We start from the raw sequence: 21,259 nt of genomic DNA, 5'->3' as shown, positions 1-21,259 counted from the left end.
AAAAAAGCGGCGGCCACCCCGGGTGCCGGTGGTTATCCACCGACGCCCGGGTTGGCCGCCGCCCTCACAGCGTGCGGAGCCTAGAGTCCCAGGTCCGCTTCGAAGGCGCCCTCTTCGAGGCGGGCCTTGAGCGTCTGCACGAAGCGTCCTGCATCCGCGCCGTCAACCAGGCGGTGATCGTAGGTCAGGGCGAGGTACATCATGGACCGGACGGCGATCGAGTCGTCACCGTTCTCATCGGCCACCACCACGGGGCGCTTGACGATCGCGCCGATGCCGAGGATGCCCACCTGCGGCTGATTGATGATGGGGGTGTCGAACAGCGCACCGACGGAACCGAAGTTGGTGATGCTGAACGTGCCGCCGGAGAGCTCGTCCGGGCCGATCTTGCCGTTGCGGGTGCGGTCAGCGACGTCGGCGATCTTGCCGGCGAGGCCTGCAAGGTTCAGGTTGCCGGCATCGGAGATGACCGGCACCAGCAGGCCCTTGTCCGTGTCCACAGCGATCGCCAGGTGCTCGGCGTTGTGGTACGTGATTTCCTGCTTGTCCTCGTCGTACGCAGCGTTCAGCTTCGGGTGCTGCTTCAGTGCTTCGGCGACAGCTTTGGTGATGAAGGGCAGGAACGTCAGCTTGACGCCGTTCTGGGCCTGGAACGGGTTCTTAGCCTTCAGGCGCAGCTTGGCGATCTTGGTCATGTCCACTTCGTGGACCTGCGTGAGCTGGGTGGAGGTGTCGAGGGACTCGCGCATCCGGCGGGCAATGACCTGGCGGATGCGGGGGGCTTTCTGCACGGTACCGCGCAGGGAGGAAACCGCAGCCGAAGCCGGAGCAGCGGAAGCTGCTGACGCTGCTGCCGGAGCGGGCTTCGCCTCGGCCGCAGCCAGGACGTCCTGCTTGCGGATGCGGCCGCCAACTCCGGTGCCCGACAGGGAGGAGATGTCCACACCGCGCTGGTTGGCCAGCTTGCGGACCAGGGGAGTAACGTACCCCGACTCGGCGCCGGCAGCCGGTGCCTGTGCTGCGGGAGCCGGTGCAGCGGCGGGGGCCGCCGGTGCCGGAGCTTCTTCTTTGGCCTCGGCCGGAGCAGCCGGTGCTTCTGCCGGCTTCTCCGGGGCAGCAGCCGGCGCGGGGGCAGGAGCCTCGGCCGGCTTCTCGGGAGCCGCGGCAGGTGCCGGCGCGGCAGCGCCGGAGCCGATGACAGCGAGGACGGAACCGACCTCGGCCGTTTCGTCTTCGTTGACGCGGATTTCCTGGAGCGTGCCGGCCACCGGGGACGGGATCTCGGTGTCGACCTTGTCGGTGGAGACCTCGAGGAGCGGCTCATCCACTGCAACGGTGTCGCCAATGGCCTTGAGCCAGCGGGTCACGGTGCCTTCGGTGACGCTCTCGCCCAGGGCGGGGAGAGTGACTTCGTGGCCCTCGCCGGATGCGGCAGGGGCTGCGGCGGGTGTCTCAGCGGCGGGCGCTTCTTCAGCGGGTGCCTCGGCCGCCGGAGCTTCTTCAGCGGGTGCCTCCGCCGCGGGTGCTTCCTCGGCGGGAGCGGCCTCGGGGGCTGATCCTCCACCGGAGCCATCACCGATGCGGACCAGGGGAGCACCAACTTCTGCGGTTTCGTCTTCGGCAACGAGGATTTCCTCGATGACGCCGGCGATCGGAGAGGGGATTTCGGTGTCTACTTTGTCGGTGGAAACTTCGAGCAGCGGCTCGTCCACCTCTACCCGGTCACCTACCTGCTTGAGCCAGCGGGTGACGGTTCCTTCGGTGACGCTCTCACCGAGGGCGGGCAAGTTAACGGATTCAGACATGTCGTCCCCGTTCTCCTTATTGATCTTTTGTGCGGATGATTGCTGGCTTGTTCGAGCTTAGTGCACCCTGCGGATCATGCCGGGTGCACTAAGCCCTGTTGTATTGCGGAGCTGCTTTAGCCGTGGAGGGCTTTGCCCGCGAGGGCGAGATGGGCTTCGCCCAGCGCCTCGTTCTGGGTCGGGTGGGCGTGCACCAGCTGGGCCACATCCTCCGGGTAGGCTTCCCAGTTCACGATCAGCTGGGCTTCGCCGATCTGCTCGCCCATGCGGGAGCCGATCATGTGGACGCCGACGACGGGGCCGTCCTTCTGGCGGACCAGCTTGACGAGGCCGCCGGTGCCCAGGATGGAGCTCTTGCCGTTGCCGGCGAGGTTGTATTCCTGGATCTCGACCTGGTCGTCGCCGAACTTGTCCTTGGCGCCCTTTTCCGTGTAGCCCACAGTGGCGATCTCAGGCTCGGAGTAAGTGACCTTGGGGATGTTGACGTCTTCAACAACGACCGGCTTCAGGCCGGCGATTTCCTCGGCCACGAAAATGCCCTGCTGGTAGCCGCGGTGGGCAAGCTGGACGCCCGGGACGATGTCGCCGACGGCGTAGACGTTGCCGACGCCGGTGTGCAGGCGTTCGTTGGTGATGACGAAACCGCGGTCGATCGTGACGCCGGCCTCTTCGTAGCCAAGGTTGGCCGTGACCGGTCCGCGGCCGACGGCCACGAGGAGAAGGTCGGCTTCGAAGGTCTTGCCGTCCACCAGCGTGACCTTGACGCCGTTCTCGTTCTGCTCGACGCCCTGGAAGAAGACGCCGGTGGAGAACTTGATGCCGCGCTTCTTGAAGGCGCGCTCAAAGTTCTTGACGATCGCGGCGTCCTCGTTCGGGACCAGCGACGGCAGGCCTTCGACGATGGTGACGTCTACGCCGAAGGACTTCCAGACCGAGGCGAACTCGACGCCGATGACGCCGCCGCCCAGGATGATCGCGCTCTTGGGGATGTAGTCCATGGTGAGGGCTTCGTCGGAGGTGATGACCTTGCCGCCGATTTCCAGGCCAGGCAGCGTGCGGGAGTAGGAACCCGTGGCGAGAACGATGTTCTTGCCCTTGTAGGCCGTGCCGTTCACGACGACGGTGTCCGTGCCCTGGAGCTTGCCCTCACCTTCGATGACGGTGATGCCCTTGGACTTGATCAGGCCCTGCAGGCCCTTGAACTTGCCGGCGATGATGCCGTCTTTGTAAGCGTTGACAGCGCTGATGTCGATGCTGTCCAGGGTGACGTTGACGCCGTACTTCGCGGAATCGCGGGCGTGGTCGGCCAGTTCGGCAGAGTGCAGCAGCGCCTTGGTGGGAATACAGCCGTTGTGCAGGCAGGTTCCACCGAGTTTGCCCTTCTCCACGAGGCCGACGGTGAAGCCAAGCTGAACGGCCCGGAGGGCCGTGGCGTATCCGCCGCTGCCGCCACCGAGTACCAGGATGTCGAATTCTTGCGCAGTTGCCTGATCGGCCACTTAGACGCTCCCTCGCGTGAACGATGACACGAGAGTACGCATCATCTGGTCTTGGAACTTGCTCTGCCGTGATTATGCCAGCAGGCCGGTTCCCTTTCATTTGTGACTACCGAGGTTCACCTTAGCGAACCACTTATCCATGCTCCACCTTGCCGCGACTTTTGTGGAGCGCTTGTGTCCAGTGTCACGCGGCAGTGTGGCGGGCGGATCACACCGCCCGCCACACTGCCGCGGCGCCGGTCAGGCTGAGGCCAGGAGATCCTCGACATACGCCACGAGCGTGCGGACCGTGCAGCCAGTGCCCTGCTTGGGCGTGTAGCCGTACGGTGCGCCGTTGTTAAAGGACGGACCTGCAATGTCGATGTGCGCCCAGGGGATCGGCTGGCCGTCCTTGCCGTTGCCCACGAATTCGCGCAGGAACACGGCGGCCGTCATCATGCCGCCGTGACGTTCGCCGATGTTTGCCAGGTCCGCGACCTGCGAGTCCAGGCTCGGCCTCAGCTCCTCGGGCAGGGGCATGGGCCAGACCAGCTCACCGGCGCGGTCCGCGGCGTCCTTGAGCGGCCCCGTCACGCTGTCGGCGCCCATGACGCCCGCGGTGCGGTTGCCGAGCGCGATCAGCTGCGCCCCCGTGAGCGTGGCGACGTCGATGATCGCGTCCGGGAACTCCTGGCTCGCGGCGACGATGCCGTCGGCCATGACCAGACGGCCTTCAGCGTCGGTGTTGAGCACCTCGACGGTCTTTCCACCGAACATCGTCAGGACGTCCGCCGGGCGTGAGGCGGCACCGGACGGCATGTTTTCCGCGATGCAGAGCCAGGCGGTCGCCTTGACCGGCAGGCCCAGGCCCGCCAGGGCGAGCACCGTATTAAGGACGACGGCGGCGCCCGCCATGTCGCTCTTCATGTCGCCCATGCCGAGTGCCGGCTTAATGGAGATGCCGCCCGTGTCGAACGTGATGCCCTTGCCCACGAGTGCGATCTTCTTGGTGGCCTTCGCCGGCGCGTATTCCACCTTTACGAGGCGGGGCTGGCGTGAGGAGCCCTTGCCGACGCCCATGATGCCGCCGAAGCCCTCCTTCTCGAGGCGTTTCTCGTCCCACACTGTCACCTTGACGGGCAGGCCCTTCGACAGTTCCTTGGCGGCATCCGCGAAGGACTCGGGGAACAGGTGGCTCGGCGGCTGGTTCACCAGGGAACGCGTGGCGTTGACGGCCTTGCCAAGCAGGCCTGCGCGCTTCAGGGCCGGCTCAAGTTCCTTGTCGGCGGCAAAGTCCGTGAAGATGACCACGTTGCTGACAGGGTCCTTAAGGCCGTCCTTCGAGGAACGGTATTCCGTAAATGAATAGGAGCCCAGTGCCGCGCCCTCGGCGACGGCGGCGACATCGGCGACGTCCGCCGTCGGGAAGGCCAGCGTTACCGTGGCCAGTCCGGCCAGCTGGCGGACGGCCGAACCGGCGGCGCGGCGCAGCGCCTCGCGGGTCAGCGGCTGGCCGCCGATGACCTTGCCGACGCCAGCCAGCACAATCACGGAGGCGCCGGTTTCGGGAAGTCCGGGGAGGCGGACGGCCTGGTCCGCCGCCCCCGTGATGCCAAGAACCTTCAACGATTCGGCCAGCGCTTCGGCCGACTTGGCCGTCAGCGGGTTCTCGAGGAGGACCGGACCGTTCGCGCCCTGTCCTACACCGATGACGACCGCGTCGCTGGCAGCCTTCTTGAGGTCGCGCGCAATGGCACTAATGTTGATTTCACTATTCTTGACCACGAGGATCAGTCCTCAATTCTCTGTGACGGTTCGGGCAGGAAGTCCATGTGAGGCGCCCTGCCATGGGTACCCGGACGCCGTCCGAATGGGAGGCCGCCGGAAAACACTGGCCCTCAGCAAAGGCCAGTTCCGATCGTAGTCTCTCGGCCGCCGCGCAGCCGGATTAATTGAGAGCCGCGCCACTTCCGTGCAAGGAATGCTGCGGAGATCCACAGCGTTATGGACATTAACCCCGACCACGAAAGGAACTCGCCGTGTTTGAACGGATTTCCGGCTCGCTGCTGGACCCCGATGCGCTCTATGCCAAAAACATTGAGCTGTTCCACAGCCCCGAACTCCGCGGGCTGAATCTGGTGATGGGCTTCACCGGTTTTGCCGACGCCGGCCACGTGGTCAAGCAGATCACGGCCGAACTGCTGGACACGCTCGATTCCGAGCGCGTGGCCGTGTTCGACGCCGACCAGCTGATCGACTACAGGTCCCGGAGGCCGCACGTGTCCTTTGTGGAGGACCACCTGGAGGATTACCAGGCCCCGAGCCTTGCGCTGTACCGGCTGGTCGACGGCCTGGGTAAACCATTTCTCTTCCTCGCAGGATTCGAGCCGGACCTGCAGTGGGAACGCTTCGCCCGCGCCGTGGTGCAGATCGTCGACGCCCTCGACGTCAACCTTGTCACGTGGATCCACTCCATTCCGATGCCCGTGCCGCACACCCGCCCGGTTGGCGTGACGGTGCACGGAAACCGTCCCGAACTGATCGAAGGCATCTCTGCCTGGAAGCCCACCGTCGAAGTGCCGGCAGCCGTGGGCCATGTGTTGGAACTCCGCCTGATGGAAGCGGAGCGCAACGTGGCGGGCTACGTCATCCACGTGCCGCATTACCTGGCCGAGGCCGAATATCCGACGGCGGCCGTCGCCGGGCTGGAGTACCTGGGCGCCGCGACGTCCCTCATGCTTCCCGCCGACAGGCTCCGGGAGTCGGGTCGTGAGGTCGGACGGCAGATCGCCGAACAGATCGAGGCCTCGGCGGATGTCCAGCAGGTGGTTTCGAAGCTGGAGGCCCGCTACGACGAGAAAGCCGAGGGCACCGTCCGGCGGTCCCTGCTGGCCGACGAAAATGACGAACTGCCCGACGGCGATGCCCTGGGTGCCGCTGTTGAGGCCTACTTGGCGCGAGAGACTCCAGGTCAATAATCCTCGTCACTAAACCTGACGATAAAATAGGATTTTTGCTGACGGCGGGCATAATAAAAAGGTGACTGCACCCCGCGCCTGGCTCATTTGGTCCATCGGTATTTTCTCTTACCTGGTGGCTGTGACCCAGCGTACGTCGTTTGGCGTGGTGGGCCTCGAGGCCACCGAGCGGTTCCATGCCAGCGCCTCGGCAATTTCGTTTTTCACGGTGCTGCAGCTGCTGGTCTACGCCTCGCTCCAGATCCCCGTGGGCGTCCTCGTGGACAGGTTCGGGTCCCGGGCCATGATTGCCGGCGGCGCCGTGCTCATGGGGCTCGGCCAGCTCCAGCTCGCCTTCGCGGAAAGCGTCCCTGCCGGCGCGCTCGGCCGGGTGCTGGTGGGCGCCGGCGACGCCATGACGTTCATCTCCGTCATCCGGCTGATCCCGCTCTGGTTTGCCCCAGCCCGGGTGCCGCTGCTGACCCAGCTCACCGGGATGTCGGGGCAACTCGGGCAGCTGCTCAGTGTGGTGCCGTTCGCCTTCATTCTGCATACTGCCGGCTGGAGCCCCGCCTTTCTGTCATTGGCGGGGCTGTCCGGCGTCGCAGTGGTCTTCGTCACTCTGTTGCTGCAGGACGCACCGCCAGGTACTCCCCAGCAGCAGTCAACAAAGGGTCTGCGGGCCACCGGCGTCTCGCTGTCCCGGGCCTGGAAGCAGCCCGGCACCCGGCTTGGCATGTGGAGTCACTTCACTATCCAGTTCAGCGGCACCGTGTTCGCCATGACCTGGGGATATCCCTTCCTGATTTCGGCGCAGGGCCTGGACGCCGGCACCGTGGCCGCGCTCATGTCCCTCTACGTGGCCGGTGCCATCGGCGCCGGGCCGCTGATCGGGCGGTTTGTGTCACGGCACCCCCTCCGGCGCTCCACCATGGTTCTCCTCCTGGTCGCGGCTACGGCCGCGGCCTGGGCGGCGGTGCTCCTCTACCCAGGCCGCTCACCCTTGTGGCTGCTTGCCGGGCTTGTGGTGGTGCTGGCCATCGGAGGGCCAGGGTCCATGATCGGCTTCGATTTCGCCCGCACCTTTAATCCGGCGCACCGCATCGGTACCGCCACCGGCATCGTCAATGTGGGCGGTTTCGTCGCCGCCCTCGTCGCCATCTTCCTGATCGGCGCCGTCCTGGACATCCTGTACTCCACCGGGTTCTCCCACGGGGTGCTGTATGGCCTCGAACCGTTCCGCGTCGCCCTGTCCGTGCACTTCCTGATCCTTGGCATCGGGTCCGTCGCCATGCTGGCGGTCCGCCGCAAGGTGCGCCGGCAGATGGCAGCCCAGGGGGTGGTGGTTCCGCCGCTGCTCCAGGCCATGGCCGAGCAGCGCAGGGCGCGGAACGCCCGGCGCAAGTCCTCGTCTCCCGGCTAGCATTTCGGTCCGCTGCCGGGCGGACCGCCGCCTCGCAGTTCCGCGGCTGACGGCTGACACTATCCCTCCACATCCGGCATTGATCCACATGCCGAAAGCCGGACCTACCGGGCGGTAATGGACTGCTGGAGGCTGGAGGCATGACCGCACCCCAGCACCTGACCATTAACGGCCCCGAAGACATCCTCGGATATGTACCGCACACGCTGGGGTACTGGCCATCCCGCAGCCTTGTGGCCATGACCATGCAGGGAAAGCGGCTTGGGGCCACGCTCCGGGTCGACCTGCCGGAGGCGGCGGCATCCAGGCGCGGACGGGAAGACTTCGCCCGCGCCGTGGCCGACTACCTTCTCGCGGACAACGACGCCGACGGCACGCTGCTGATGTTCTTCACGAACGTCGGCTGGGCGGAGGACGCCGGGCCCCGCGTCAACCGGGCACTGTTGGCAGATCTCGAATCCGCTCTTGGACTGGCCGGAATGCCGGTGCGGGACGCCTGGTACGTAGGCGAGCAGTACTGGCGGAACGTGTACTGCACTGACACCGGCTGCTGCCCCCTGCCGGGACGTCCCGTAGCCGAGATCCGCGACAGCCGCCTCAACGCAGAGATGGTGTATCTGGGCAGCAGCGTCGGGTCGCCGCCCGGAGACGATCCAGCCGGCGGCGGCGCCTCGGGACCGCATCCTGCGGTGCTGGCATCTGAACGGCACTGGGCGGCCGAGCTCTGCACCCGGCGGACCAGCCGTCCCCAGTTCGACAGGGTGCTGGACGCCTGGGAACTGGCGCTGGGTGCCAAATCCGGCGCCGAACTGCCGGACGACCTTGCAGGCTTCCTGCGCGCGACCCTTGGCGTACCCTCCTGGCGCGACGCAGTCCTGGTGATGGCGGCGGCGGGGCGACCTGCAGCCGTGGCCGGTGCCGAGCAATTCGGCATCTTCTCGGGCCGGCCGGGCCCCCCGGCGATGGGTCCGTCATTTGCGGGACTGCCGGAGGCCGAACGGCCTGGAGGACTGGCGGCCTCAGCCCCGGGGGCGTCGGGCGCGGCCGATGATGCGACTTCCGGCGGGAAGCCCGAGCCGGCCACCATTCCCGGCTATGGCGAGGTCCTCTTGGGCCTGAGCCCGGATCTGCCGGACTGGAGCAGGATGAAATGTCTTGAGGATGTGATGCTGCAGCTCGTGTCCTGCGGCCCCGGCGAGGCGCAGGCAGCGGCATGGACCGCCAAGGGGTGGATCGAATGGTGCCGGGGGAGGGGCTCCTTTGCCCACGCCTCGCTGGACCGGGCACTGGAGGCGACCCCCGGATACAGGCTGGCGGAACTTCTTTCCGAGGTGGTCCGCCGGGGAACCATCTGCGGCTGGGCGGCCAGGCGGGAGGCGGCCTGGCAGAAATTCGGAACGGACGCCGCCTAGCGCAGCCGCTCCCGCGGAGGGTTGCCCGTCGGCTGCCCTTACGGTCGCATCGGCCCCTGATTGGGAAAATCATGAGACAATGGTTGCCGAGACCCGGTTGGGTCCGTGAATCAGTGCTTGCAGTGGAACCGGAAACGGGAACATTGCGGCCGCTCCGGCAGTTCTACTTAATGGCTCTGTCGGTCGTGGTTGCACCTGATGTCAATCACGGACTTGACAGGGTCATAGTGGTGTTGCCCGTATGGTGATTCCACAGACCGCCGCTAGAAAGGTTTTCTGTGACCCCGTCTTCCGCGAAGAAGGAACCCGCCGCCCAGGCCGATGTGTCTGCCGAGGACAAGAAGGCGGCAACCAACGCCAAGCGTGCAGCTACCCGTGCCGCCAATAAGGCCGTCAAGGATGCTGCCGTCGCCGGTGGCGACGTAACGTCCGCCGCTAAGCCCGAACCGAAGAAGCGTGGCCCCAAGCCCGGCGCCAAGGCCGCAGCCGAAGCTGCCGGAAGCCGTTCGACATCGGACGATGACGTCGATGAAGCCGACGAAGATCTCGAGGATGCATCGCCTGACGCCGCCGACCTTGTTGAAGAAGGCGACGAGACCGGCAAGGCTGCTGCTGCGCCGACAGGTTCAGGATTTGTCTACTCCGATGCCGACGACGACGACGCTCCTGTCCAGCAGGTCATGTCGGCAGGTGCGACCGCCGACCCCGTCAAGGACTACCTGAAGCAGATCGGCAAGGTTGCACTCCTTAACGCCGAACAGGAGGTTGACCTCGCTCTCCGCATTGAGGCCGGCCTGTTCGCCGAAGAGAAGATCAACGCCGACGACGGCTCCATGGATCCGAAGTTCAAGCGCGAGCTCGAATTCATCATCCACGACGGCAAGCGCGCCAAGAACCACCTCCTCGAAGCCAACCTCCGCCTCGTGGTGTCCCTGGCCAAGCGCTACACCGGCCGCGGCATGCTGTTCCTGGACCTCATCCAGGAAGGCAACCTGGGCCTCATCCGTGCGGTCGAGAAGTTCGACTACACCAAGGGCTTCAAGTTCTCGACCTACGCCACCTGGTGGATCCGCCAGGCCATCACCCGCGCCATGGCGGACCAGGCCCGCACCATCCGCATCCCGGTGCACATGGTGGAAGTCATCAACAAGCTTGCCCGCGTGCAGCGCCAGATGCTGCAGGACCTCGGCCGCGAACCCACGCCGGAGGAGCTGGCCCTTGAGCTGGACATGACCCCCGAAAAGGTTGTCGAAGTCCAGAAGTACGGCCGCGAGCCGATCTCCCTGCACACCCCGCTCGGCGAGGACGGCGACTCCGAGTTCGGCGACCTTATCGAGGACTCCGAAGCCGTGGTTCCGGCCGACGCCGTGAGCTTTACACTGCTGCAGGAACAGCTCCACTCGGTGCTGGATACGCTCTCCGAGCGCGAAGCCGGCGTGGTTGCCATGCGCTTTGGCCTCACGGACGGCCAGCCGAAGACTTTAGACGAAATCGGCAAGGTCTACGGCGTCACCCGTGAGCGCATCCGCCAGATCGAATCCAAGACCATGTCCAAGCTGCGGCACCCGTCGCGGTCCCAGGTCCTGCGGGATTACCTGGACTAGGACATTCTGGACCAGTAGCTCCAAGGCGAGGGCCGCCGCCGGACAAACCGGCGGCGGCCCTGGCTTTCGCTTTTCAGCCGGAGGGCGCTGATCCCGTTCCTGATTCCGGACAGAAAAAAGCCAGGGTCCCTTTCGGGAACCCTGGCTTTTTTGCTTCGAGCTTTTCAGCTGCGTGGTCTAGTCGACTCAGCTGCGTGGTCTAGTCGACCGGTACCGGTGCTTTCTCATGAAGCCGGCCCGTCTCGTCGTGCCAGTCCGAACTCAGCGGCTTGAGCGTCGCTTCGACGGCACGTGAATGGTGAGCGCAGAAGAGCAGCTCACCTCCGGAGGACTCGAGTACAACCCGGACGTATGCCTGTGCACCGCAACGGTCGCACCGGTCAGCTGCGGTGAGTGTGCGGTCGGCAACTGCTGTTGTCATGTCGGCCTCCTTAGTAGATCTGTACATCTATATAACCAGTATTCGGCGCCAAAGCATGGCAAGGATGTGTCACTTTCGCTGTGCGCGTATCACGTCTGCGTAACGAACCAGGGCCGCCGGGTGCTCCGGCGGGAGTGGCAGCCGGGGGCAAAGGGGCCGCGGGACTAGGCTGGAAGGAGTCGTTTTATGCCTTAGCCGGCCCGCCGCTGAAGGAGTGCACCACCTGTGACACCGAGTTCTGATTACACCGCACGCCACCTTTCGGTGCTGGAGGGCCTGGAGGCCGTCCGCAAGCGTCCGGGCATGTACATCGGTTCCACGGACTCCAGGGGCCTCATGCACTGCCTCTGGGAGATTATCGACAACTCGGTGGATGAGGCCCTGGCCGGTTTTGGCCACGACATCAAGATCATCCTTCACGCCGACAACTCCGTGGAGATCCACGACGACGGCCGCGGCATCCCGGTCGACATGGAACCCAAGACCGGCCTGACCGGCGTGGAGGTCGTCTTTACCAAGCTGCACGCCGGCGGCAAGTTCGGCGGCGGCTCGTACACTGCCTCGGGCGGCCTGCACGGCGTGGGCGCGTCGGTGGTCAACGCGCTGTCCGCCCGGCTCGATGTGGAAGTGGACCGCGGAGGAAAGACGTACAAGATGTCCTTCCGACGGGGCGAGCCCGGGCGGTTTAAGGACAGCGGCCCCCGGCCCGATCCGGCGGCCGATTTCACCCCCTTTGTGGACGATTCGGTGCTTGACATCGTAGGCAAGGCCAAGCGCGGCGTCACCGGAACGCGGATCCGGTATTGGGCCGACCGGCAGATCTTCACCACGGACGCCAAGTTCTCCTACGAGGAACTGGCCGCCCGAGCCCGCCAGACCTCCTTCCTGGTTCCTGGTCTGAAGTTGACCGTCCGCGACGAACGCAAAGTTCCCGGTACCCCGGGGGAACACGGTCCCCATGAGGAGGTGTTCCACCACGACGGCGGCATCTCCGAATTCGTGGAATTCCTCGCCATTGACTCGGGGGTCACTGACGTGTGGCGGCTGCACGGGGCCGGCAAGTTCAAGGAAACCGTCCCGGTGCTGGACGACAAAGGCCACAGCAAGCTGGCCGAAGTGGAACGTGACTGTGAGGTGGACGTCGCCCTGCGCTGGGGGATCGGCTACGACACCGCCGTCCGCAGCTTCGTCAACATCATCTCCACCCCCAAGGGAGGCACGCACCAGGCAGGCTTCGAGCAGGCACTGGTCAAGACATTCCGCAAGGCCGTGGAGACCAACGCCAGGAAACTGAAGGCCGGCAACGACAAAATCGAGAAAGACGACATCTTCGCCGGCCTCACCGCCGTCCTGACTGTCAGGCTCGCCGAACCGCAGTTCGAGGGCCAGACCAAGGAAATCCTGGGTACGTCGGCGGTCAAGGCGATCGTGGCCAGGGTGGTGGAGCGGGAGATCTCCGCCAAACTCAACTCCGCAAACCGCAACGACAAGGCGCAGTCAGCGCTGCTGCTTGAGAAGATCGTCAGCGAGATGAAGTCGCGCATCTCGGCCCGCGTCCATAAGGAGACGCAGCGCCGCAAGACCGCGCTTGAGACGTCGTCAATGCCCACCAAGCTGGCGGACTGCCGGACCGACGACGTTGCCCGCTCCGAACTGTTCATCGTTGAGGGCGACTCCGCCCTGGGCACGGCGAAGCTGGCACGGTCCTCCGACTTCCAGGCGCTGCTGCCCATCCGCGGAAAGATCCTCAACGTCCAGAAGGCCTCGGTGGGCGACATGCTGTCCAACGCCGAATGTGCCGCGCTGATCCAGGTGGTCGGGGCGGGCTCGGGCCGCAGCTTCGCGATCGAGGCGGCCCGCTACGGGAAAGTCATCCTGATGACCGACGCCGACGTCGACGGCGCCCACATCCGCACTCTGCTGCTCACGCTGTTCTTCCGCTACATGCGCCCCATGGTAGAGGAGGGCAGAGTCTTCGCAGCCGTGCCGCCGCTGCACCGGGTGGAAGTCATCAACCCCGGCCAGAAGGCCAACGAGATGATCTACACCTACTCGGAGGCCGAGCTTCACACACTGCTGGCCAGGCTCGCCAAGGAGGGCAAGCGGTACAAGGAACCGATCCAGCGCTACAAGGGCCTGGGGGAGATGGACGCAGAACAGCTCGCCGAAACCACCATGGATCCCCGGCACCGGATGCTCCGCAAGGTGAACATCGAGAACGCCCAGCGCGCGGAGGCCACCTTCGACCTGCTGATGGGATCGGACGTGGCGCCGCGGAAGGACTTCATCATAGCGGGGGCAGCCAGCCTGGACCGGGAGCGCATCGACGCCTGACCGCGGCGAAGCGGCCCGGCGGGCCGGCTCAGCCCAGCAGGCCGGGCACTATCAGCAGAGCGGTGGGCATCGCCAGCAGCAGGATGCACACGGCCAGCACCGCAGCCCGGAGGGTACCCGGAAGCGGCGGACGCGGTGAGAGAAGTCGGCTGACGCGGGACGCCGTCGTGCCGGCCGGGCCGGCGCCGCCGGCACCCTCGGGAAACTGCAGGCCGGAATCGGAAAGTCCGGCCGGTCCCATGACCGGGGCCGCCTGCGGGACGGCGGATCCGCTGGCCACGATTGCTATGGCTTTGATCAGCGTGGCTTTGCTCTCCGACTTGAGGGCAACGTCATCCGCGAGCATCTCGATCAGGGAATTGACGGCTTCCTGTGCCAGGCGCGTCGTGGGCAGCCAGGGAAGGGCCTGGCGCCAGGCAGCGAACGCCCACAGCAGGAGGTGGTGCCGCTGGTTCAGGTGGGCGTTCTCATGAATCAGCACCGCCCGCAGTTCGGCGGGTTCCAGGGCCGCCAATAGCCCGTCGGAGAGCACCGTGACGGACCGTGCTCCGCCCGGCAGGCAATAAGCCACGGGAGAATCGTGGTTGATCACCATGGTGCCCGTGCCGTCAGCGGACGGCGAGGCCAACAGTGCCAGCAGTTCGCGGTGCCGCCGGCGCTGCCGCCCGATCTTAAAATACGTCAGCAGCAGCGTGAACACGAGATGCGCCGTCAGCAGCGCCGCCGCCGACAGTGCGAAGAGGTGCCAGAAGCCGAGTGCGGTGGTGGGAGCGTTCTGGAGCACCATTCCGGCCAGTGCCCGCAACCCGGCGATCAGATTGTCGCCGACAGGCTCCAGACCGTACACCAGCATGGCGCCGATCATCGACAGGCCGCCGGCGAGGCCGATGGCCTGCCACAGCAGCATGGCGGTAAACGGATCCCGGGCCGGCCACTGGGCGCGGGAAAGAAGGATAGGTACCGGCCAGGCCAGTACTATCGCCAGGACCGCCAGGAAGTATGAGGTCCAGAACATCGTCCGCTAGCTGTGGCCAAGCAGTTTGCGCAGCGTCTCAGCTTCACTTTCCGTCACGGAACCGATAAACCGGGCAAGTACGGCCTCGCGGTCCGGAGCCGATCCCAGGACTTCGTGCATGAGCTCGGCGGTATGGTCTTCGCGGCTCGACACCGCCTGATACCGGTGGGGCCGTGTGCCGCGTTCGCGTTCAACCAGGCCCTTCTTTTCGAGGCGGGAGAGCACCGTCAGGACCGTGGTGACCGCAAGGTCTTTGCCCACGTGTCCTGCCGCGCCGCCGTGTGCTGCCGTGCTCAGCGCGAGCATGTCGCGCAGAGTGTTGGCAGTCGCTGCTTCCTGGCCAGCCCAGAGCAGGTCCATCACTGCCCGTTCCAGTTCCCCAAGACTTGCCATTTGTACATCCTTCTGACAACGCATCGCCGGCGGCCGGCTGGCCGCCCCGTGCTCCGATTACGATTCTTCACCTCCAAATCTAGCGCGTTTGCGCCGTTCTTTCTACATGAGGTAGAACATCCGGCGCGCCGCTGCTCGTTGCAGGCTGCCGGCGGCGGTGTAACGATGTTTACAGCGTCGGAGCAGTGTTCTACACTCTGTAGAAGTTGATGTTCTACGCTACGTAGAAAACAGCGCTTGAGAGCTTGAGACCTAGCAAAAAAGTAGGGACCGCCTTGGAAGCCTTGGAAATCGCACGCTGGCAATTCGGCATCACCACCGTCTACCACTTCATGATGGTGCCACTGACGATCGGGCTGGGCCTCGTCGTGGCGGTGATCCAGACAATCTGGTTCCGCACGGGGAACCCGGCCTACCTGCGCATGACCAAGTTCTGGGGAAAGCTGTTCCTCATCAACTTCATCATGGGCGTGGCCACCGGAATCGTCCAGGAGTTCCAGTTCGGCATGGCGTGGAGCGAGTACAGCCGCTTTGTGGGGGATGTCTTCGGGGCACCACTGGCACTCGAGGCACTGCTCGCGTTTTTCGTCGAATCCACCTTTCTGGGCCTCTGGATTTTCGGCTGGAAGCAGCTCAAGAAAGGCGTGCACCTGGCCTGCCTCTGGATCGCCGTGATTGGTTCCGTCTTTTCGGCGTACTTCATCATCGTGGCCAACAGCTGGATGCAGCACCCCGTGGGCGTGAGGATGGTCGACGGCAGGCCCCACATGACCGATGCCTGGGCCGTCTTCACCAACAACACGGCCCTCGTGGCCGTCCCGCATACCCTCTTCGGCGCCCTTGCCGTGGCCGGCGGGTTCCTGCTCGGCATTGCGTGGTACCACCTCTGGCGGCGCCGCCGTGACGGCATCGACACCGTCGGGCCTGACGGCCGCGTGATCCCGGGCGAAGCGGCCATTGCCGGGCGTGACCGTGCCGACCACACCGTCTGGATCCGCTCCCTGCGGATCGGGGCCGTCGTCGCCATGATCTCCTTCGCGGGCACCGCCCTTACCGGCGACCTGCAGGGCAAGCTGATGTTCGAGCAGCAGCCCATGAAAATGGCCGCCGCCGAAGCCGCCTGCCATGACGGCACCGGGTTCTCCGTGCTGAGCGTGGGCAACCTCGGCTCGAAGAACTGCGATGAGATCAAAGCCGTGATCGAGGTCCCGGGCATACTCTCGTACCTCGCCAAGGGGGACTTCACCACCGAGGTCAAGGGCGTCAACAGCCTGCTGGAACAGTACAAGGCGGACTACGGCACCACGCTCCCGGACAACCCCATCTACGGCGAACGGGCCGGCCAGGAGATCCAGTACGTTCCGGTCATGGAGGTCACCTACTGGGGCTTCCGTGCCATGATCGGCTTCGGCGGGCTGGCAGCCTTGGCAGCACTCGTGGCATTGTGGCTCACCCGCAAGGGCACCGTCACTGAGTCGCGCTGGCTCATGCGCCTGGCAGTTTTCGGAATCCTCGCCCCGTTCGGTGCCAACGCGACAGGCTGGATCTTCACGGAGATGGGCCGCCAGCCGTTCGTCGTCGCCCCCAACCCTGACCTCAACGGAATTGACCAAGTGTTCATGTTCACCGCCGCCGCGGTCTCCCCGGGCGTCTCCGCCGGTGAACTCCTGACGTCGCTCATTGTCCTTACGGCCGTGTACGCCGTGCTGCTGGTTGTAGAGGTGAAACTGCTCGTCAAGTACATCCGCGGCGGCGTCGTTTCTGCCATGCCGGAACTCGTGCACGCACCCATCGACGAAAACGAGGACGCCACGCCCGGTCCAGGCGGCAAGCCCGGATCCTCCGACGACGTCCTGGCATTCGCCTACTAAGAGCTGAGGATACCGACCATGGAACTTCTGCCCACGATCTGGTTCATCGCCATCGCCGTCCTTTGGACCGGCTACCTGTTCCTTGAGGGTTTCGACCTCGGCGTGGGGATGCTCATGAAGCTCTTCGCCCGCAACAACACCGAGCGCCGGGTGCTGCTCAACACGATCGGGCCAGTGTGGGACGGGAATGAAGTCTGGCTCCTGACCGCGGGCGGCGCCACCTTCGCCGCCTTCCCGTTCTGGTATGCCTCCCTGTTCTCAGCCCTCTATCTGCCGCTGCTCCTCGTCCTGGTGGCACTGATCTTCCGGGCCGTTGCCTTCGAGTACCGGGGCAAGGTGGACACCGACCGGTGGCGCAACACCTGGGACTGGGCCATCGCCGGCGGGTCCTTCCTCGCTGCCTTCGGGGTCGGCGCGGCGCTGGCACTGACCACCACTGGCCTGCCTCTGAACAGCAACGGCGACCGCGACGGCGGCCCCTTCTCCTGGTTCAGCGGGTATGCGCTGCTCGGCGGCTTCGCGGTGGCAGGCTTCGCCCTGCTGCACGCCCTCGCGTTCCTGGCACTGAAGACCGACGGCGACGTCCGCCACCGCGCCCGCCGCTGGTTTGTGCGGCTCCTTCCCGTCCTGCTCCTTCCCATGGCCGGCTGGGCCATCAGCGTGCAGCTCCTGAGCGGGGAGCTGTGGACCGTGGCCATCCTCGCCGTCGCCGTGGGTGCCGCGGCAACCGCCTGGCTCCAGGGGCGAAAGGGCAACGAAGGGCTGGCCTTCCTGGCCGTCGGAGTGTTCCTGCTGTGCGGAGCAGCTTCGATCTTCGGGGCCGTGTTCCCGGTAGTCCTTCCGTCCACTATCGATCCTGCGTTCAGCCTCACCGTCACCAACGCCTCGTCCTCGGACTACACCCTGGGGCTGATGAGCATCGTGGCGTGCGTCGGGCTCCCGCTGGTGATCGCCTACCAGGCTTGGACCTACTGGGTGTTCCGCCGCCGGGTCAGTGCCGCCCATATCCCGGAGGCGCACAGCTTCCTTCCCGCGATCGCCGCCAAGGCCCTGGCCCGGAACGACTGAGGACCCGTGAAACAGCAGTTCCCCGGCGGCCCTTCAACGCGCACCGCCCTTTACGGTCTTGGCCTGCTCGCGGCGTTGAAGGCCCTCGCGCTGGTGCTCATGGGCCAGGCAGTGGCCTCCGTCCTGGCCGGCCTCATAGTGCGGGATCCCGCCTGGGCTGACCAGCTGGGCTGGGGACTGGCCGGTGTTGTCCTCCGGGCGGCTGCTGTCTGGGCCCAGGGTGTCGCTTCCCGCCGGGCCGCCCTCGGCGTCAAGGAGGAGCTCCGCTCGCAGCTCCTGGAGAAAGCCCTGCGGAACGGTGTCCGGTCTGCGGGCCCCGCGGACGGCGGCCTGGCCGTGCTGGCGACCCGGGGCCTCGATGCCCTGGACAGCTACTACACGCAGTTCCTTCCTGCTCTGGTGAACTGCGCGGCCATCCCGCTGCTGCTCGGCGCCCGGATCCTTTTTGCCGACTGGGTCAGTGCGGTGGTGATTGTGCTGACGGTGCCGCTCGTGCCGCTGTTCATGGTGCTGATCGGCCGCTACACGGAAGACAGAGTGCGGGACGCGCAGGCGTCGTTGTCCCGGCTGTCCGGGCACATGCTGGAGCTGGCCAAAGGCCTGCCCGTCCTGGTTGGGCTGGGCCGGGCCTCGGCGCAGCGCCGGGCTCTTGAAGACATCTCCGAGGAGTACCGGTCCCGCACCATGGGAACACTCCGGACCGCGTTCCTCTCTGCCCTGGCACTCGAGCTGATCGCGACGATTTCGGTGGCGGTGGTCGCCGTGTTCATCGGCGTGCGGCTGGTACACGGTGAGATGGCACTGGAAGCCGGACTCCTCGCGCTGATCCTGGCTCCTGACTGCTATCTTCCGCTCCGGGAGCTGGGAACGGCCCACCATGCGAGCGACGACGGCCGCGCGGCCCTCGCCGAAACCACGGCGGTGCTTGATTCACCGGAGCAGCAGCGGCTCGAACCCGGGCCTGCCGCGGCTGGGCGACGGCAGCAGCTTATTGACCTGACAGTCAGCAGACTCTCCGTCAGTTACGCCGGCAGGGAGGGTACCGCCGTCGGGCCCGTCAGCTTTTCCGCGCGGGCCGGCAGCGTGACGGCGCTGGACGGCCCCAGCGGCGCGGGCAAGAGCAGCATTCTCGGTGTCCTCGCGGGCATCATCGGCTCGGGAGGCGGCACCGAAGTCAGCGGCACTGTTGACGGCTTCTCCCCGGATGAGGTGGCGTGGGTGCCACAGCACCCGGTCATGGTTGCGGACACGGTGCGGGAGGAGATGCTGCTGTACCTGTCAGCCCGCCCGTTGACGGGCAGTCGCGTGGATGACGGCCACCGGGCCGGCGCAGTCCAGCGGTGCCTCGCCGCAGCCGGTGCGGCACACCTGGCAGGTAAGCATGCCGCCGAACTGAGTCCCGGGGAACTGCGCCGCGTTGCGCTGGCCCGGGGCCTGGCCCGGATCGAAGCGGGGGCCACCGTGCTGCTGCTCGACGAGCCCACCGCGCACCTGGACCGGGCGTCCGCCGACGTGGTCCACGACGCCATCCGGCACCTCCGTGGCCGGGCGACGGTGATCCTCGTAGCCCACGACCGGCAGACGCGCGAGCTGGCGGACCATATCGTTCCGCTTGCCGGCTCTGCAGACATCCCCGGGGACTCCCACACCGCGGCGGCCCGCGCCGGAACTGCCGTCGCCATCGAGGCGCCCGCGCCGGTGCGAGCCGGGACCGGCACGGACACGCCGCCGGCCATCCCTGCCACGGAGCTGACGGCGTCCACGCAGCACCTGCAGACGGTGCCGCCTGTTGCGGCGCCGCCGACGGCCGGTTTGCTGGCCAGGTTGCTCGCGCCGGTGCGCGGCAGGTTCGCCGGAGCCGGAGTCGTGGGAACCCTGGCTTCACTCTTTGCCATTGCCCTCTCCGGGCTGTCCGGCTGGCTGATCCTGAGGGCAAGCGAACAGCCTCCCATCCTGTACCTGCTTTCGGCCATCGTGGGCGTCAGGTTCTTCGGAATCGGCCGGGCCGTCCTGCGCTACTGCGAACGGCTGGTGCTCCATGAAGCGGTCTTTGCGTCACTGACCATGCTGCGCGGCCGGCTGTGGGAGTCCCTCAGCCGGCGGGCCCTGTCACTGCGGCGCCTGCTCCAGGGCGGCAACGTCCTCGGAGTGGTCATTGACGACGTCGACACCGTCCGGGACCTGCTGCCACGGGTGGTCCTTCCGCCCGTTACCGCCGTGGCGGTGGCCGCAGTCGCGGCCGGCACATCGGCCTGGCTGGTGCCGGCTGCCCTGCCTGCGGTCCTGGCCTCGGCGGCCGTCAGCCTTGTCGTGGCGCCCGCGGCTGCGCTGTTTGCCGACCGGATGTCGGCCGGCACAGAACAGCGTCTCCGGTCGGGGGTCCTCCGCCGGGTCGCGGCGGCCCTCGACGCACGGGCGGAACTTCACGCCAACGGTGCGGCAGCGCCGGTGCTCCACGACATCCGCGCCGAGGACCGCGCGGCAACCCGCGCTTCCCAGCGCTCGGCATGGGCCGAGGGGCTCGGCCAGGCCATTACGGTGGCAGCCTGCGGCGCGGGGGCCCTTGCCGGCTCCGTGCTGGCAGCACCACAGGTCCTGGCGGGCGCCGCCGCGGCCCCCACGGTCGCCGTCGTGGTTCTTCTGCAGTTGGCGCTCGTGGAACCTTTTGCCGCCATGACGACGGCGGTACGCCAGTTTCCGGCGCTGCGCGCGGTGCTGCGCCGCGTCAGCGAGTCGGGTGTACTCGGTGCCGGGGGACCGGACACGGACGCACTAGTCCTGCCGGACGCCCGCACGGGCTGCCGTCCGGGCATCGAACTGGCCGGGCTGTCGGCCGCGTGGCCCGGCGGTGCCCCCGTGTTCAGCGACCTGTCCGCAGCGGCGGAACCTGGCCGCTGGCTGGCCGTCACCGGCCCCTCGGGGGCAGGCAAGTCCACGCTGCTGGCGGTCATGCTCGGCTTCCTGCCGGCCCGTGGAGGAAGCATCGCGGTCACGGGGGCCGCGGCCTGGTGCCCTCAGGAGGCACACCTCTTCGACTCGACCATCAGGGGCAATCTGTTGCTGGCACGCCCGGAAAAGCAAGTCTCGGCGGCTGACGCCGAACGGGACATGCGCGAGGCGGTCACGGCAGTGGGCCTGGACCCGCTGCTGGGCCGGCTGGACGCCGGCCTCGACACCAGGATCGGACCGGGTGGCGCGTTTCTCAGCGGCGGCGAACGGCAGCGGCTGGCCGTGGCCCGCACCCTGATGACCAAAGCCGAGGTAATCCTGCTGGATGAGCCCACGGCCCACCTCGACGCCGAATCCGGCCGTGCGCTGATGGCCGACCTCCGCGCCGGGCTCCGTTCCCGCACGGTGGTGCTGGTGACACACAACCCCGCCGACATCAGTCCCGGGGACGCACTCCTGGCCCTTCGCCAGAGCGGCAATTCCACCGATGCTGAGGTGATGGCGCCCTCGCTGGCGTCCGGCTAGCCTG

General features: G+C 66.5%; 14 protein-coding genes. 8 read left to right on the top strand and 6 right to left on the bottom strand.

What is annotated here, in order from left to right; genetic code table 11:
* Positions 1 to 80: 80 nt before the first annotated feature.
* The 3 genes from sucB to LQ144_RS01400 all read right to left on the bottom strand — a co-directional run bounded on the left by sucB (position 81) and on the right by LQ144_RS01400 (position 5,068).
* On the bottom strand, positions 81 to 1,805 hold the full coding sequence (gene sucB / locus LQ144_RS01410; protein WP_230116773.1) for a 2-oxoglutarate dehydrogenase, E2 component, dihydrolipoamide succinyltransferase: 1,725 nt from the start codon (positions 1,803 to 1,805) through the stop codon (positions 81 to 83).
* Positions 1,806 to 1,921: 116 nt separating this feature from the next.
* Entirely contained in the window at positions 1,922 to 3,304 is a 1,383-nt protein-coding gene (lpdA, locus tag LQ144_RS01405; protein ID WP_230116772.1) for a dihydrolipoyl dehydrogenase, read from the bottom strand.
* A 240-nt stretch (positions 3,305 to 3,544) separates the two neighbouring features.
* Positions 3,545 to 5,068, bottom strand: coding sequence for a leucyl aminopeptidase (locus tag LQ144_RS01400; protein ID WP_230116771.1), 1,524 nt, complete (start codon positions 5,066 to 5,068; stop codon positions 3,545 to 3,547).
* A gap of 254 nt (positions 5,069 to 5,322) precedes the next feature.
* On the opposite strand from LQ144_RS01400, the gene LQ144_RS01395 reads away from it, so the two are divergent.
* The 4 genes from LQ144_RS01395 (at position 5,323) to LQ144_RS01380 (ending at position 10,679) form a co-directional block, all read left to right on the top strand.
* On the top strand, positions 5,323 to 6,261 hold the full coding sequence (locus tag LQ144_RS01395) for a PAC2 family protein (RefSeq protein WP_230116770.1): 939 nt from the start codon (positions 5,323 to 5,325) through the stop codon (positions 6,259 to 6,261).
* Between the two features lie 61 nt (positions 6,262 to 6,322).
* On the top strand, positions 6,323 to 7,663 hold the full coding sequence (locus LQ144_RS01390; RefSeq protein WP_230116769.1) for an MFS transporter: 1,341 nt from the start codon (positions 6,323 to 6,325) through the stop codon (positions 7,661 to 7,663).
* A gap of 140 nt (positions 7,664 to 7,803) precedes the next feature.
* Positions 7,804 to 9,075: a DUF4192 domain-containing protein gene (locus tag LQ144_RS01385; protein ID WP_230116768.1), complete on the top strand. Its 1,272-nt coding sequence runs from the start codon at positions 7,804 to 7,806 to the stop codon at positions 9,073 to 9,075.
* A gap of 278 nt (positions 9,076 to 9,353) precedes the next feature.
* Positions 9,354 to 10,679, top strand: coding sequence for an RNA polymerase sigma factor (locus LQ144_RS01380; protein ID WP_230116767.1), 1,326 nt, complete (start codon positions 9,354 to 9,356; stop codon positions 10,677 to 10,679).
* Positions 10,680 to 10,878: 199 nt separating this feature from the next.
* On the opposite strand, the gene LQ144_RS01375 is transcribed toward LQ144_RS01380, so the two are convergent.
* Positions 10,879 to 11,100 carry a hypothetical protein gene (locus LQ144_RS01375; protein ID WP_056628651.1) on the bottom strand — a complete coding sequence of 74 codons (222 nt, stop codon included), beginning with the start codon at positions 11,098 to 11,100 and terminating at the stop codon, positions 10,879 to 10,881.
* A 225-nt stretch (positions 11,101 to 11,325) separates the two neighbouring features.
* Here LQ144_RS01375 and LQ144_RS01370 point away from each other — a divergent pair, with 225 nt between their 5' ends.
* Entirely contained in the window at positions 11,326 to 13,434 is a 2,109-nt protein-coding gene (locus LQ144_RS01370; RefSeq protein ID WP_230116766.1) for a DNA topoisomerase IV subunit B, read from the top strand.
* A gap of 28 nt (positions 13,435 to 13,462) precedes the next feature.
* Here the strand turns inward: LQ144_RS01370 and LQ144_RS01365 are convergent, their stop codons facing one another.
* Positions 13,463 to 14,449 (bottom strand): M56 family metallopeptidase, encoded by a 987-nt coding sequence (locus LQ144_RS01365; RefSeq protein ID WP_230116765.1) that lies wholly within the window; start codon positions 14,447 to 14,449, stop codon positions 13,463 to 13,465.
* Positions 14,450 to 14,455: 6 nt separating this feature from the next.
* Entirely contained in the window at positions 14,456 to 14,842 is a 387-nt protein-coding gene (locus LQ144_RS01360) for a BlaI/MecI/CopY family transcriptional regulator (RefSeq protein WP_230116764.1), read from the bottom strand.
* 275 nt (positions 14,843 to 15,117) lie between these two features.
* On the opposite strand from LQ144_RS01360, the gene LQ144_RS01355 reads away from it, so the two are divergent.
* The 3 genes from LQ144_RS01355 to cydD are packed head-to-tail and all read left to right on the top strand — an operon-like array spanning position 15,118 to position 21,255.
* Positions 15,118 to 16,713 (top strand): cytochrome ubiquinol oxidase subunit I, encoded by a 1,596-nt coding sequence (locus LQ144_RS01355; RefSeq protein ID WP_230116763.1) that lies wholly within the window; start codon positions 15,118 to 15,120, stop codon positions 16,711 to 16,713.
* An 18-nt stretch (positions 16,714 to 16,731) separates the two neighbouring features.
* Positions 16,732 to 17,781, top strand: coding sequence for a cytochrome d ubiquinol oxidase subunit II (gene cydB / locus LQ144_RS01350; RefSeq protein WP_230116762.1), 1,050 nt, complete (start codon positions 16,732 to 16,734; stop codon positions 17,779 to 17,781).
* Positions 17,782 to 17,787: 6 nt separating this feature from the next.
* A complete protein-coding gene (gene cydD, locus LQ144_RS01345; RefSeq protein ID WP_230116761.1) occupies positions 17,788 to 21,255 on the top strand; it encodes a thiol reductant ABC exporter subunit CydD in 3,468 nt (1,155 codons plus the stop codon).
* Positions 21,256 to 21,259: the final 4 nt, after the last annotated feature.

Origin of the sequence: Arthrobacter sp. Bi83 (assembly GCF_918698095.1) — a bacterium.
Lineage (GTDB): Bacteria > Actinomycetota > Actinomycetes > Actinomycetales > Micrococcaceae > Arthrobacter.
The sequence above is the reverse complement of the archived record's forward strand: the minus strand, read 5'-3'. Positions and strand labels throughout refer to the sequence as shown.

What these genes read in the sequence shown, in the direction of transcription:
- sucB (WP_230116773.1), bottom strand. Translation starts at nt 1,805, where the DNA reads ATGTCTGAATCCGTTAACTTGCCCGCCCTCGGTGAGAGCGTCACCGAA.
- cydB (WP_230116762.1), top strand. Translation starts at nt 16,732, where the DNA reads ATGGAACTTCTGCCCACGATCTGGTTCATCGCCATCGCCGTCCTTTGG.
- LQ144_RS01365 (WP_230116765.1), bottom strand. Translation starts at nt 14,449, where the DNA reads ATGTTCTGGACCTCATACTTCCTGGCGGTCCTGGCGATAGTACTGGCC.
- LQ144_RS01360 (WP_230116764.1), bottom strand. Translation starts at nt 14,842, where the DNA reads ATGGCAAGTCTTGGGGAACTGGAACGGGCAGTGATGGACCTGCTCTGG.
- LQ144_RS01385 (WP_230116768.1), top strand. Translation starts at nt 7,804, where the DNA reads ATGACCGCACCCCAGCACCTGACCATTAACGGCCCCGAAGACATCCTC.
- LQ144_RS01375 (WP_056628651.1), bottom strand. Translation starts at nt 11,100, where the DNA reads ATGACAACAGCAGTTGCCGACCGCACACTCACCGCAGCTGACCGGTGC.